Below are 12,272 nucleotides of genomic sequence, written 5' to 3' on the forward strand. Positions count from 1 at the left end.
CAAATTTCTTTTCGCCGGGAGGAACTGCCGTGAGTCACGACCGATCGACCGTGGAAGCCGTGGTCAAGAATTATTTCGATGGCCTTTATGAAGGCGATGCCGACAAGCTCGGCGCGATATTCGACCCCACTGCCGATCTGCGCTGGCTGGAAAAGGGCGAGTTGCAGGTGCTGACCGTGCCGGACTGGCTCGATCGCGTGCGCAAGCGCCCCTCAGCCAAGGCTGAAGGCAAGCCGCGCGAGGATTTCATCGTCACGATCGACCGCTCCGACGATCAGACCGCCTTCATCAAGGTACGCTGCCAGTTGCCGCCGCGCTATTTCACCGACTATCTGGTGGCAATGAAACTGCGCGACGGCTGGAAAATAGTCTCGAAATCCTACCGCTACGATCTGCGCGAGTAGCGATTTCCAACCAAACGGGGCTTAATCATGCAGCAATCCGTGAACCATGATCTTTCTACCGTAGAGGCCGCAGTCCAGCACTATTTCGACGGCGTGTACGAAGGCGACGTCGAGAAGTTGGGGGCCGTCTTTCACCCGTCCGCCGACCTACGCTCGTTGGAAAACGGCAAGCTGCGAGTTCTTACCCTGCCTGCCTGGCTGGACTGGATGAAAAAGCAGCCTTCGGCCAAGGCTGAAGGAAAGCCGCGTGAGGATTTCATCGTCACCGTCGACCATTCGGACGATCAGACCGCCTTCATCAAGGTACGCTGCCAGTTGCCGCCGCGCTATTTCACCGACTATCTGGTGGCAATGAAGCTGCGCGACGGCTGGAAGATCGTCTCGAAATCCTACCGCTACGATCTGCGCGAGTAATATCCACTCAGGCTTGGGCACCCGCCGGCGCGGTCTCTGCACCGCCACTGCGGCGGCCAAGATTACCCCGGATCATGCGCATCACGACGGCCGATTGCAGCAGCCGTGTCAGCGGCGCCTCCTGACGCACGCGTCACAAATTCGTCAGCGATGGCCTGAAACCGCTTCGCCCTTCGCCCGTGAACGCGCGCGCCTTGCGCATTGACCTTGCGGTTTTTCCCTGCGAATGGGGGCGATCATGGAAGCCAAATTTCAGATCTTCTTGATCCTGCTCGCGGTGCTGGCAGGGACCGCGCTGCTGGCGCGGCGAATCAACGTCGCGCCAGCGATTCTGCTGCTGCTCGCCGGCATCGCGCTCGCCTTCGTGCCCGGCATGCCGACGGTGGAATTGCCGCCTGAATTGGTGCTGCTCGTATTCCTGCCGCCGCTGATCTATTCGGCGAGCGTCGCCATGAGCTGGCGCGAATTCAAATCCAATCTCCGCCCGATCATCCTGCTGTCGGTCGGCTGCGTGATCTTCACCGCCTTCGCGGTCGCGACCGCGACGCATTATCTGATCGGGCTGCCCTGGGGCGTCGGCTTCCTGCTGGGGGCGATCGTCGCGCCGCCGGACGTGGTGGCGCCGCTGGCGATTGCGCGCAAGCTCGGCATGCCGCGCCGCATCCTCGTCGTGCTCGAGGGCGAGGGCCTCGCCAACGATGCCACCGCATTGATCCTCTACCGGTTCGCGGTGGCGGCGATTTCGACCGGGCTGTTCTCGCTGCCGAAGGCCACCGGCACCTTTGCCGTCATCGTGGTCGGCGAAATCCTGTTCGGTGTGGCAGTCGGATGGCTCTCCTTGCGCGCACGCCATCGTGCGCGGGATCCGCAGGTCGAGATCACGCTGTCGCTGATCACCCCCTACCTCGCCTTCTGGATCCCCGAGCATCTCGGCGGCTCCGGCGTGATCGCAACGGTAGCCTGCGGGCTCTACATAAGCTGGAACGGACCGCTTTTGATTTCATCGGCGACGCGCCTGCAGGGCATCTTCTTCTGGGACCTCGTGATCTATCTGGTCGAGGGCTCGCTGTTCCTGCTGACGGGATTCCAGATGCGGCTGCTGTTCGAGAAATCGAAGGCGTTTCCGCTGCAGGATATCCTGTTCGCCACCGCGCTGGTCGCAATCATCGTCATCCTGGCCCGCTTTGCCTGGGTCTACCCCGCAACCTATCTGCCGCGTCTGATCAGCAGACGAATCCGTGAACGTGATCCGCCCCCATCCTGGCAGACCGTGTTCGTGGTGGCCTTCACCGGCGTGCGCGGCGCGGTGTCGCTCGCAGCGGCGCTGGCGTTGCCATCGGCACTGCCCGGCGGTGAGGGCTTTCCCCACCGCGACATGATCCTGTTCGTTGCCTTCGGCGTCATCTTCATCACCCTGGTGGGATTGGGGCTTGGCTTGCCGGCGGTGGTGCGATGGCTCGGGGTCGCCAAAGACGGCCGCAGCGAGCATGTCACGGAACATGAGGCCGAGATCGCGGCCCGGCGCGAGGCGCTTGATGCCGCGCTCAAGTCGCTCGACGCCATCACCGACGACCGCGAACTCTCCGATGAAGTCGTGAAGCTACTCAGGGCACGGCATGAAATTCGCAGCAACCAGCTCCCGGATTCGCTCGATCCCGAAGCCCACGACGTTTCGGCGGCCGGCACCGCCCTGACGCGGGAATTGATCGCGGCGGAACGGAAATTCATCCACGCCCTGCTCCGCGACGGCAAGATCACCGACGAAACCAGACGCCGGATCGAGCGCGACCTCGATCTGGAGGAAGCGAGCTTGAGCAATCGGGAGTACCGGAAGATTCTGCTGTAGTTGTCGTCCTGGCCAAGCGCAGCGCGAGCCGGGACCCATACGCCGCGGCGGTAATCATCCGGCACGGAGGTCGTTTTCTTCCACAACGCAAGCCTGTGGTTATGGGTCCCCGCGCGCAATTGCGCACTAGGCGGGGACGACTCGCCGAGAGAGCGCAGCTACTCCGCGGCTGCGTTTCGCCCCAGCCGCCCGACATAGCCGGCCGGGTCGCCGAACCGCTCGATCATGACCGCGGTGAGGTCCTTTGTTTTGCTGGTGACGCAGGCGCCGGATCGTACCGCGTAACGATCCTGATGCTTGAGGTGCGGCGGCGCTTCGCCCTTCTGCAACGCGCGGGCGGCGTCCATGACAGTTTTTCGGAAATGCATGATGCCGAGATCGGTCGGGCCGAGATGCTCGCGGGTGCGGTCGGCGATCGGACCCTGGCTGTCCTGCACAGCGGCGTCCTGTTCGGACACGCCCTTGATGCCGGTGTAGCTATGGGTCTTCTGCAGCTTGCGATCGATCAGATAGTCGTTCGCCTTGTTGCGCCGCGGAATGTAATTCTCGTCGACCTCCGACATCACACCGTTGCCGCGGTCATAGCCGTCGCGCTCGGCCTGCGTCAGCGGGCGCTCCGGATTCCAGGCATAGGTGTAGATCCAGCAGCTCGTATCGTTCACCGGAATGAAACTCTGGCCGAAAATATTCTCACCCGGCATCGAACTCGGCGCATAGGCGTGAACCGGCATCAGGAATTGAGCGATCCGCCAGTAAATGTTGTCGGTTCCGGTGAGCCGTCCGCCGGCGACCGTGAGGCCGGCCTCGTGCGGATTGATCTTGATCACCGGGCGCGGGTCTTCGGCGATCCATCGCATATGGTCGGTCGCGACCCGTACAAGCGGATTCACAAAGTGCTTCTTGATGTCGAGGATCTCGTTCTCTTCCTTTTCAAAGGAGAGATGCGCGAAGGTGAAATGCGCGGTGTCGATCGAGCCTTCCAGCGCCTGTACCCAGTTGCAGTCCTGCCATTTCTTCGAGACATAGCGATGTGAGGCCGGCAGCAGCGCCATTTCCAGATCAGGCAATTCCGGCATCTGGTCCGCCGGGCCCATATAGGCCCAGATCATGTCGCCCCATTCCCGCGCCGGATAGGACTTGATGCGGATCAGGTCCTTGGCGTTGAGATCGGGATAGGAGGTCGGCATGTCGACGCAAGCGCCCTCGGTGTCGAACTTCCAGCCGTGATAGACGCAGCGGATGCCGCATTCCTCGTTGCGGCCGAGCCAGAGATTGGCGCCGCGATGCGGGCAATATTGATCGATGACGCCGACCACGCCGCGGGTGTCGCGAAAGGCGAGCAGCTCCTCGCCCATGACCACGATCTTTTTTGGCGTACCGTCGGGCTCGGGCAATTCGGCCGACAGCAACACCGGGATCCAGAAGCGGCGCAGCAGCTCGCCCACGCCGGTGCCTGCACCGCTCTCGGTGAGGAATTTGTTGTCTTCTGCGCGGAGCATGGGGCGACCTCCGGGTTGTTGTTTTGCTTTTGATTAAGCTTGACGCGGGATCGCACGGGCGTCAACGCGCGCGACTTCATGGGACATCTGCTGTCGGCGGCGAAGCCAGACGACTACTCACCTCAGGCCGATACTATTTGAAAATGAAAGGAAATTCTTCGCACGCCATTTACGACGCCCGCCGTGCTGGAGGTGTCGCGCGAGTCCGGTGATTCGCCACACCCACTGATTGTCCGCGACTGTTGCAGAAGAGGGACGGACGAATACGCAATCCACCAGTAAGCTGGTTCCCAGTTTGAATTCGGAATTGTCTTGTGGATACCTATTTGGGGCCTCTGATGAAAAGAATTGCCATTGCAGCTGCGGTTGTCTCCCTGCTCTTCGCCGGCGCTGCTTCGGCGGCCGACCTGGCCGCCCGTCCCTACGCCAAGGCTCCGCCGCCCGTGGCGCCAGTTTTCTCGTGGACTGGCTTCTACATCGGCGGCAACGTCGGCGGCGCATTCACCAATGACACGGCGTTCGGCATCACCGACCCGAATAACACGCTGGGCCTGACAGGCGGCTTGGTGCCGATCAACTTCTCGGCGTCGCCGACCAGCGTAATTGGCGGCGTTCACGCGGGCTACAACTGGCAGGTCGGGCCGACCTGGCTAGTCGGCATCGAAGGCGATTTCAGCTTTACGTCGCTGCGTTACCAAGGCTCGCTGTCACCTTTCGTCAGCGCTCTCCCGCCGGCGAACAGCTTCTCGAACTCCAATCTGCGGATCGATAACCTCGCCACCATCCGCGGCCGTCTTGGGTGGACCCAAAATCAGTGGTTGCTCTACGTGACAGGCGGCGGCGCATGGATGCACGCAGATGCCTCGGGCGACGTTGGTTGTCCCAATACGGGCGTATTTGCCTGTGGCTTCAACTCCCGCAATCCGTTCTCGTCGGACCTCAATAAATGGGGCTGGGTGGCCGGCGTCGGTGGTGAATTCAAAGTCACAAACAACTGGATCTTCGGCCTCGAATATCTTTACTACAGGTTTGACGGTGCCGCCTTCGCAGCCCGGAACGTCGATATCACGACCGGCGCTGCGACCGGCCGTTGCTGCGCGCTCTACAATTTCAACGACTTCGAAATTCATTCGGTGCGTGCGCGTCTGAGCTATCAATTCGGTGCTCCGGTCGTCGCCAAATACTGATCGACGCTCCAACGAAGTCAAAGCCCCGGCATCATCCGGGGCTTTTTCATGTTCGAGCGGCCGCCTCACACCGGCCGTTCTCTTCATCCGGTCCGACGGCGACTCGTAGACCGCCGACATGTTGGCGAACAGCGTGTCGCTGACGCGCGGCCCCACCTGTCTTGGGTCCGACGGGTAGCGCCGTTACGCCGCTGCGGTCAGCCCGACCTTCGTTTGCGCGCCCGATACGATCCGGCCAAGCGCCAGCAGGACCTTGGAAGTGAAGTCTTCATTCAGAACTCGCGTGCTGTCACAGAAGGCCTGCAGCACCGTTACGAACTCGGCCTTGTTCTGCAGAAGCTCGCGGTCGTCAGCAGTCGCGAGCATTTTGCGCGCGGCCGCATAAAGCTTGCTCTTTTCCGTCTCCCAGATTTCCGACTTCCTCTCGATCTCGCCGGTCGGCAAATCGCCCAGGATTTGAAGAATGCTTTCGGGCTCGTTCAAGCCGGCGTCCTGGCTGTACCACAGCAGGTAGTCCAGTTGCTGGATCATCTCGGCAATTCTTCCGCGCAGATCATGCAACGTCGCATTGAAGCTATTTGGCGAGAATTCGCTGGTCTTGCCTTCAAGGAACATGAATCGATACTGCAGTCCGATGGAAATCGCCTTCAGCAGCATCGTTGTAGTCGGATCACCGTAGTCCTTGTACCTGATCTCGACGATGTAGATGTGAAATTCGCGCACGCCGCTGTAATAGATGACGCTTCGCGCAACGAACATTCTGAACGCGCGGTCCTTCTCCTGCGAGGTGACGACCTGCCGGTTGTCCCGGAAATCGCCGCGCATGGCCGCCGACACCAGCATTTGAATGGTGGAAGTCCAGCAGCGGGCGATGTCTTCCTCCCCGATACTTTCGGCAAATTGCGACCAGGGAACCGGCCCGCCTTGCGGCGCCTGAAATCCGAACGAATCAAACCGGCCGAAGAATTCGACGGTCGCATCCGACAAGGCGTCGCCGCGGCCGGGCTGGCTCGCCGCAAGGCTTGTACGAACGACGATCTTGCGTTCGGGAAAATTCTCCTGGTAGACGCGCTTCTGCAGTTCAAGATGAACGACGTTGAAGAGACGCGCTGAGGATTCGAGCAATTGCTCATTGAAAGCCTCCTGCTCTTCGTCGGAGAGCTGGATCGACTGGTTGATGATCCCCTGGATGCGCTTGAACAGCCTGAAGATCGGACTTTTCTTCAAGGCGCCGTTGGCGGCGCCGGCCGGGTTCGCCGGGTTTTTCAGGGCGGCGGGGTCCACCACCATCGGATCGAACGGTGCATTGATCTGCAGCGCCTGAATATCGGACATGGTCTCCGGCGTCTTGGTGAAGACGGCGACCGGAATCATGATCCGGTCCTGGGTCGGAAAATGCTCCATCTTCGGAGAATGCGAAATCGAGGCATCGAAATAGCCGACTTCGAAGCCGGTGAACGAATGGCTCACTTTTTGTTTGCCGGTGGCTACGACTAGTAGAATGTCGGTGTCATCAAGATCGGCCTTCAGCCGGTCACGCCAGTTCGAGCCAAGCGAGAATTCAACGTCGATGGTCAGCTTGAGAATGGCGGGATTGAAAGCGCGCCGCAGTTCTTCGGCGATCGCGGTGGCGAGATCCCTATCCTCGGAAGAATAACTGATGAATACGTGGAGCCGCTCTTCTGCCATTTCGCACCCTCCGAAATATCATTTTGAATTTTATCGATAGACACTCCGTGCAACGGATGGTTGCGTAACGGGCCAAAGCCTATCCGGCGCGCAGGCGCGACAAATGTGACGTAGTTCACACAAGAGGGTTTTTATCTGGATAGCGAGATGGCAATAGCGCGTCGCGCCGGACGCGCCATCCTTCACACCGGCCGCTCGCCCTTCACCGTCACCCGCGTGCCTGACCTTGTATGCGGCCAGTAGTCCCACATGGCGCGGTGCTGGGCGCAGCGGTTGTCCCAGAAGGCGATCGCGTTTTCGGTCCAGCGGAAGCGGCACTGGAACAGCGGGTTTTCCGCGTGCTGGTACAGATAGGCCAGCATGGCGTCGCTCTCGTCGCGGGGAATGCCTGTTATGAAGCGGGTGAAGCCGCGGTTGACGTAGAGCGCTTTCCTGCCGGTCACCGGGTGCGTGCGGACCACCGGATGTTCGGCGCGTGGATATTCCACCCGGTCGGCGACGCCATAATTGGCGTAGAGCCCGCGATAGGTCTGCTCGCCGTCGTGCAGCGCGGTCAGCCCGTCGAGATAGGCCTTCATCCGATCCGACAGCGCCTCGTAGGCGGCATACATGTTGGCGAACAGCGTGTCGCCGCCGCGCGGCGGGCATTGCTTGATGTAGAGGATCGAGCCCATCGGCGGCTCGACGTCACAGGACACGTCGGTATGCCAACCCTCGCCATTGGCGCGCGGCGAATCCTTGTCGGCATAGATCTTCATCAGCGCCGGGTCGCCCTCGTTGGGCGCCGCCGGGTGCACATGCAATTCGCCGAACTTGCGCCCGAAGGCGAGGTGCTGATCGGGGCCGATGTGCTGGTCGCGGAAGAAGATCACGAGGTTTTCGGCGAGCGCGCGATGAATCTCGTCCATCTGGCGATTGGAGCGCGTGTCGTCCGAGACCAGCTTGCCGATGTCGACGCCGGAGATTTCCGCGCCGATGATCGGGGTGAGTTTTTCGACGCTGATGGTCTCGTAGGGCTCGGTGTCGCCGGCGGTGTGCCTGTAGCGGGGTCCCTGCTTGCCGGACAACGAGCTCATGGCGTTTCTCCCAATCGTTCTTGATTGGGACGCATCGTAGCCCGGATGGAGCGAAGCGCAATCCGGGATCGGTCTATCGGCTCGCGAGAAAGATCCCGGGTTTCGCTTCGCGGCACCCGAGCTACGATCTACTCTGCCGCTGTCGTCTCCGGCGCCTTGGCGCCCGCCCCATACCGCTGATCAATATAGTCGATCACCAGCGCCTTGAAGTCGGCGGCAATCGTTGGCCCGCGCAGGGTGCGGAACTTCTTGCCGTCGACGAACACGGGGGCTGCCGGCGCTTCGCCGGTGCCGGGCAAGGAGATGCCGATATTGGCGTGCTTGGATTCGCCGGGGCCGTTGACGATGCAGCCCATGACGGCGACGTTGAGCGTCTCGACGCCGGGATATTGCGTCTTCCAGCCCGGCATTTCTTCGCGGATGAAGTCCTGGATCGAGCGCGCCAGTTCCTGGAACGTGGTCGAGGTGGTGCGGCCGCAGCCCGGGCATGCCGCGACCAGCGGCACGAAGGTGCGGAAGCCCATGGTCTGCAGCAATTCCTGCGCAACCTGGACTTCCAGCGTGCGATCGCCGCCGGGCTCAGGCGTCAGCGAAATACGGATGGTGTCGCCGATGCCGTCCTGCAACAGGATGCCGAGCGCGGCCGACGACGCCACGATGCCCTTCGATCCCATGCCGGCTTCGGTGAGACCGAGATGGATCGCGTAGTCCGAACGCGAGGCGAGCGTCTGATAGACCGCGATCAGGTCCTGCACGGCGGAAACCTTTGCCGACAGGATCATCTTGTTCTTGGGCATGCCGAGTTCTTGGGCGCGGGCGGCCGACAACAGCGCCGACTGCACCATCGCCTCGCGGGTCACCGCGCGGGCATCGCGCGGGTTCGCTGACGCGGTGTTTTCGTCCATCAGCTTGGTGAGCAGTTCCTGGTCGAGCGAACCCCAATTGGCGCCGATGCGGACCGCTTTGTTGTTCTTGTTCGCGATCTCGATGATATCGGCGAATTGCGAGGCGCGCTTGTTCTTGAAGCCGACATTGCCGGGATTGATGCGGTATTTGTCGAGCGCCTCGGCGCAGGCCGGATATTCGGCGAGCAGCTTGTGGCCGATGTAGTGGAAGTCGCCGATCAGGGGCGTGGTGATGCCGCGCTTGCGCAGGCCATCGCGGATGTGCGGAACGGCGGCAGCCGCCTCCTCGCGATCGACGGTGATGCGCACCATTTCCGATCCGGCGCGCGACAGCGCTGCGACCTGCGCGATCGTGCCATCGACATCGGCGGTGTCGGTGTTGGTCATCGACTGCACGACGATCGGCGCACCCCCGCCGACGGCAACATTGCCGACCATGACCTGGGTGGTTTTATGCCGGGCGCGGGGACCAGCGACGTCGTCTTGCGGAATTACTTCGGGCTTGTTCATGGGGCCTCGAATATCAGGTTTTGGTGACATTCACCAAGGGGGCGGCGAAGGGTCTGTGCGTCCCGTCACATGGGGATTTTTGCGTTGTATATTCAATAGCTTAAGCCGATGACGGCGACCGGAAGCAGGCGGAAATACCGCTACGTCCGTTAACCGCTATATTGGACAGGAATCGCCGAATTGAAAGGGCGAGCGCACTTCCGGCCGCCTTTTCATGGCCCGATGCGGGCCCTAGCATCGGCTTGAAATAACGGGAGGCCAACAAATGTCGGGGCGTAACGGGCTCATCTCTACGGCGGAACTCGCTGATATTCTGGGTCAGGCCGACCTGCGCCTGTTCGACTGCACCACTTATCTCGAACCCGCGCCCGAAGGCAGCAGCCTCCCCTATCTCGCCGTACCCGGGCGACACACGTTCGAGGCCGGACATATTCCGGGCGCGGATTTTCTCGATCTGCAAAGCGAGTTTTCCGACCCCAATACCGAGCTTCGCTTCATGATGCCGGATGTTGCGCATCTCGAGCGGGCGTTCGGGCGTCACGGCGTATCGAACGGCAACCAGGTCGTGCTGTACAGCATCGGGACGCCGATGTGGGCGACGCGGTTCTGGTGGATGCTCCAGTCGCTCGGCTTCGAGAGCGCCTCGGTGCTCGACGGTGGGCTCGACAAATGGAAGCTCGAAGGCCGTCCGCTCGAAACCGGACCGGCGCAGGGATATAAGCCGGCAACCTTCACGGCTAAACCAAAGACCGGATTTTTCGTCGACAAGCACGAAACACTCGCCGCCACCGCCGAGCGGGGCACCGCTGTCGTCAACGCACTCGGCCCGCAGTTTCACAAGGGCCTCGAGCCCAGCCGCTACGGCCGGCCCGGCCGCGTTCCCGGCAGTTGCAACGTCTCGGCAGCCACATTGCTCGACCCAAAGACCAAGGCCTTCGTCCCGCTCGCGGAAGCCGACGCAAAATTCAAGGCGCAGGGCATCACGAAAGACAAGCGCGTGGTCGCCTACTGCGGCGGCGGCATCTCGGCGACGATCGATCTGTTCCTGCTGGACCAGCTTGGTTACGACAACCTCACGCTCTACGACGGCTCGATGGGCGAATGGGCCAAGGACACCTCGCTACCGATCGAGACGGGTTAGGACGCAAGCTCCGCTCTCCACGTCATTGCGAGCTTGGCACCGGACCCCGTCCGACATCACGCCGGCAGGTTCGGATCCGGCACGATCTTCGGATCCGGCTTGTTGACGAGATAGAGCCCGGCAATGACCAGCAGCGCCGCGACACCGAAGGCGATGGTCAGCGTATCATGCAGGATGAAATAGCTGGCCGCGACGCCGAACAGCGGCGTGACGAACGTGAACGCTGACAATTTGCTGGCGGAGTAGGTTTTGACCAATGCGAACCACAACAGGAACGTCAGACCCACCACCCAGAACGCCTGATAGGCCAGCAACGCCAGCGACAGCGGCCCGGGAACATGGGTGATGGTTTCGCCCGATATCCACGCAGCAAGGGCGAGAATCGGGATCGAGATCGCCACCTGATAGCCGAGCCCCTTTTCCGCGGGGGCCTTGATCAGCGCGGTGGTCTTGACGATCAGCGTCGTGGCCGCCCAGAGCGCACCGCCGACGACGATCAGGAAATCGCCCAGCAAGACCTTCGCGTCGACATTGGTCTGGGGGACGCCGATCGCCAGCGCGACCCCGGCGAAACTCAGGGCCAGGCCGCCCCATTGCGGCGCTCGCAGCCGTTCGCCCAGAAAGACGAACGAGCCGAGCGCGACGAAGAACGGCGCCACATATAGAAACACCACCGCACGCGACGCCGACGTCAGCAGCAAGCCGCGATAGATCAGCACGAATTCAATGCCGAAGATGGTGCCCGCAATCACGCCGGGCCACAGTGTGCCATCACGCTCGAAGAATTTAACGCCGCGAAACCAGCCAATCAGGAGCAGCACCGGCAACGCGCCGATGGAGCGGGCCAATGCCTGCAGCATCGGCGGCACGTCCGGCAACACCAGCTTCACCGCGATCTGGTTGAACCCCCAGCTCAGGCACAGCATCAGCATCAAGGCGATGGCGCCGGGGATGAGCGCACGCCCGGCGGACAGTTTCACTGGCTTGGACGACATCTATCCTCGTGGCCGGCTTGGCGCCGTGTTTTTGTTATTTTTGACAGTGAGCGCAGGTGCCGGCGATCTCGACGACGGAGAGCTTTGGCGCGAATCCGGAGGCGCGCGCCGCCGCATTGAGGCTTTGCGCCACGGGGGCCGCAGGAATTTCGCCAACGGAGCCGCAATGATCGCAGATCAGGAACGCCACCATCGAGGTCTCGTCGTGGTCATGCGCGCAGGCAAGGAACGCATTGCGGCTCTCGATCCGGTGGACCAGGCCGTTCTCCATCAAAAAATCGAGAGCGCGGTAGACCGTGATCGGCGCCGGCCGCGGCATCGATTTGGCGAGTTCGTCGATCACCTCATAGGCGCCGAGCGGACGATGGCTCGACAGCAGCGCCTGCAGCACCTGGCGCCGGATCGGGGTGAATTTCTGCGCCCGCCGCGCGCAAACCGCTTCCGCATGCGCGATTGCTTCCGCAGTGCAGCGGCCGTGATCGTGGTCGGGCGCGGGAAATGTCGGCTTTGTCAGGGTCATATCCGGCCTTTGTAGCAGTTTGAATGCCAATCCCAAAGCCCGGCCGCCCGCTGGTTCCCAGCCATGTGCTGGAAGCGGATCAGGCC

Annotated in this window: 11 protein-coding genes; 5 read left to right on the forward strand and 6 right to left on the reverse strand. The window is 61.8% G+C overall.

Annotated elements, in window-relative coordinates; genetic code table 11:
• Positions 1-29: 29 nt before the first annotated feature.
• The 3 genes from V1294_RS01815 to V1294_RS01825 all read left to right on the forward strand — a co-directional run bounded on the left by V1294_RS01815 (position 30) and on the right by V1294_RS01825 (position 2,664).
• On the forward strand, positions 30-404 hold the full coding sequence (locus tag V1294_RS01815; RefSeq protein ID WP_108512509.1) for a nuclear transport factor 2 family protein: 375 nt from the start codon (positions 30-32) through the stop codon (positions 402-404).
• A gap of 39 nt (positions 405-443) precedes the next feature.
• Positions 444-818, forward strand: a complete 375-nt coding sequence (locus V1294_RS01820) for a nuclear transport factor 2 family protein (protein WP_334494786.1) — start codon at positions 444-446, stop codon at positions 816-818.
• A gap of 238 nt (positions 819-1,056) precedes the next feature.
• The gene (locus V1294_RS01825; protein WP_334494788.1) at positions 1,057-2,664 is read left to right on the forward strand and encodes a Na+/H+ antiporter; all 1,608 of its coding nucleotides are present in this window, start codon (positions 1,057-1,059) and stop codon (positions 2,662-2,664) included.
• Positions 2,665-2,822: 158 nt separating this feature from the next.
• Here V1294_RS01825 and V1294_RS01830 read toward each other — a convergent pair whose 3' ends face one another.
• On the reverse strand, positions 2,823-4,163 hold the full coding sequence (locus V1294_RS01830) for a Rieske 2Fe-2S domain-containing protein (RefSeq protein ID WP_334494789.1): 1,341 nt from the start codon (positions 4,161-4,163) through the stop codon (positions 2,823-2,825).
• A 338-nt stretch (positions 4,164-4,501) separates the two neighbouring features.
• Between V1294_RS01830 and V1294_RS01835 the strand changes: the two genes are divergently transcribed.
• A complete protein-coding gene (locus V1294_RS01835; RefSeq protein ID WP_334494791.1) occupies positions 4,502-5,350 on the forward strand; it encodes an outer membrane protein in 849 nt (282 codons plus the stop codon).
• Positions 5,351-5,533: 183 nt separating this feature from the next.
• Here V1294_RS01835 and V1294_RS01840 read toward each other — a convergent pair whose 3' ends face one another.
• The 3 genes from V1294_RS01840 to ispG all read right to left on the reverse strand — a co-directional run bounded on the left by V1294_RS01840 (position 5,534) and on the right by ispG (position 9,530).
• Positions 5,534-7,039: a toll/interleukin-1 receptor domain-containing protein gene (locus V1294_RS01840; protein ID WP_334494793.1), complete on the reverse strand. Its 1,506-nt coding sequence runs from the start codon at positions 7,037-7,039 to the stop codon at positions 5,534-5,536.
• Between the two features lie 182 nt (positions 7,040-7,221).
• Positions 7,222-8,115, reverse strand: coding sequence for a TauD/TfdA dioxygenase family protein (locus tag V1294_RS01845; protein ID WP_334494794.1), 894 nt, complete (start codon positions 8,113-8,115; stop codon positions 7,222-7,224).
• 128 nt (positions 8,116-8,243) lie between these two features.
• A complete protein-coding gene (gene ispG, locus V1294_RS01850) occupies positions 8,244-9,530 on the reverse strand; it encodes a flavodoxin-dependent (E)-4-hydroxy-3-methylbut-2-enyl-diphosphate synthase (protein ID WP_334494797.1) in 1,287 nt (428 codons plus the stop codon).
• A 265-nt stretch (positions 9,531-9,795) separates the two neighbouring features.
• Between ispG and V1294_RS01855 the strand changes: the two genes are divergently transcribed.
• On the forward strand, positions 9,796-10,671 hold the full coding sequence (locus V1294_RS01855; RefSeq protein ID WP_334494799.1) for a sulfurtransferase: 876 nt from the start codon (positions 9,796-9,798) through the stop codon (positions 10,669-10,671).
• 56 nt (positions 10,672-10,727) lie between these two features.
• On the opposite strand, the gene V1294_RS01860 is transcribed toward V1294_RS01855, so the two are convergent.
• Positions 10,728-11,666 (reverse strand): DMT family transporter, encoded by a 939-nt coding sequence (locus V1294_RS01860; RefSeq protein WP_334494801.1) that lies wholly within the window; start codon positions 11,664-11,666, stop codon positions 10,728-10,730.
• 34 nt (positions 11,667-11,700) lie between these two features.
• Entirely contained in the window at positions 11,701-12,186 is a 486-nt protein-coding gene (locus tag V1294_RS01865; protein ID WP_334487094.1) for a Fur family transcriptional regulator, read from the reverse strand.
• Positions 12,187-12,272 lie beyond the last annotated feature (86 nt).

Source organism: Bradyrhizobium sp. AZCC 1678 (assembly GCF_036924765.1).
GTDB lineage: Bacteria > Pseudomonadota > Alphaproteobacteria > Rhizobiales > Xanthobacteraceae > Bradyrhizobium > Bradyrhizobium algeriense.

Coding starts and splice junctions, on each gene's coding strand:
- V1294_RS01835 (WP_334494791.1), top strand. CDS start 4,502: ATGAAAAGAATTGCCATTGCAGCTGCGGTTGTCTCCCTGCTCTTCGCC.
- V1294_RS01855 (WP_334494799.1), top strand. CDS start 9,796: ATGTCGGGGCGTAACGGGCTCATCTCTACGGCGGAACTCGCTGATATT.
- V1294_RS01865 (WP_334487094.1), bottom strand. CDS start 12,186: ATGACCCTGACAAAGCCGACATTTCCCGCGCCCGACCACGATCACGGC.
- ispG (WP_334494797.1), bottom strand. CDS start 9,530: ATGAACAAGCCCGAAGTAATTCCGCAAGACGACGTCGCTGGTCCCCGC.
- V1294_RS01830 (WP_334494789.1), bottom strand. CDS start 4,163: ATGCTCCGCGCAGAAGACAACAAATTCCTCACCGAGAGCGGTGCAGGC.
- V1294_RS01840 (WP_334494793.1), bottom strand. CDS start 7,039: ATGGCAGAAGAGCGGCTCCACGTATTCATCAGTTATTCTTCCGAGGAT.
- V1294_RS01825 (WP_334494788.1), top strand. CDS start 1,057: ATGGAAGCCAAATTTCAGATCTTCTTGATCCTGCTCGCGGTGCTGGCA.
- V1294_RS01845 (WP_334494794.1), bottom strand. CDS start 8,115: ATGAGCTCGTTGTCCGGCAAGCAGGGACCCCGCTACAGGCACACCGCC.
- V1294_RS01860 (WP_334494801.1), bottom strand. CDS start 11,666: ATGTCGTCCAAGCCAGTGAAACTGTCCGCCGGGCGTGCGCTCATCCCC.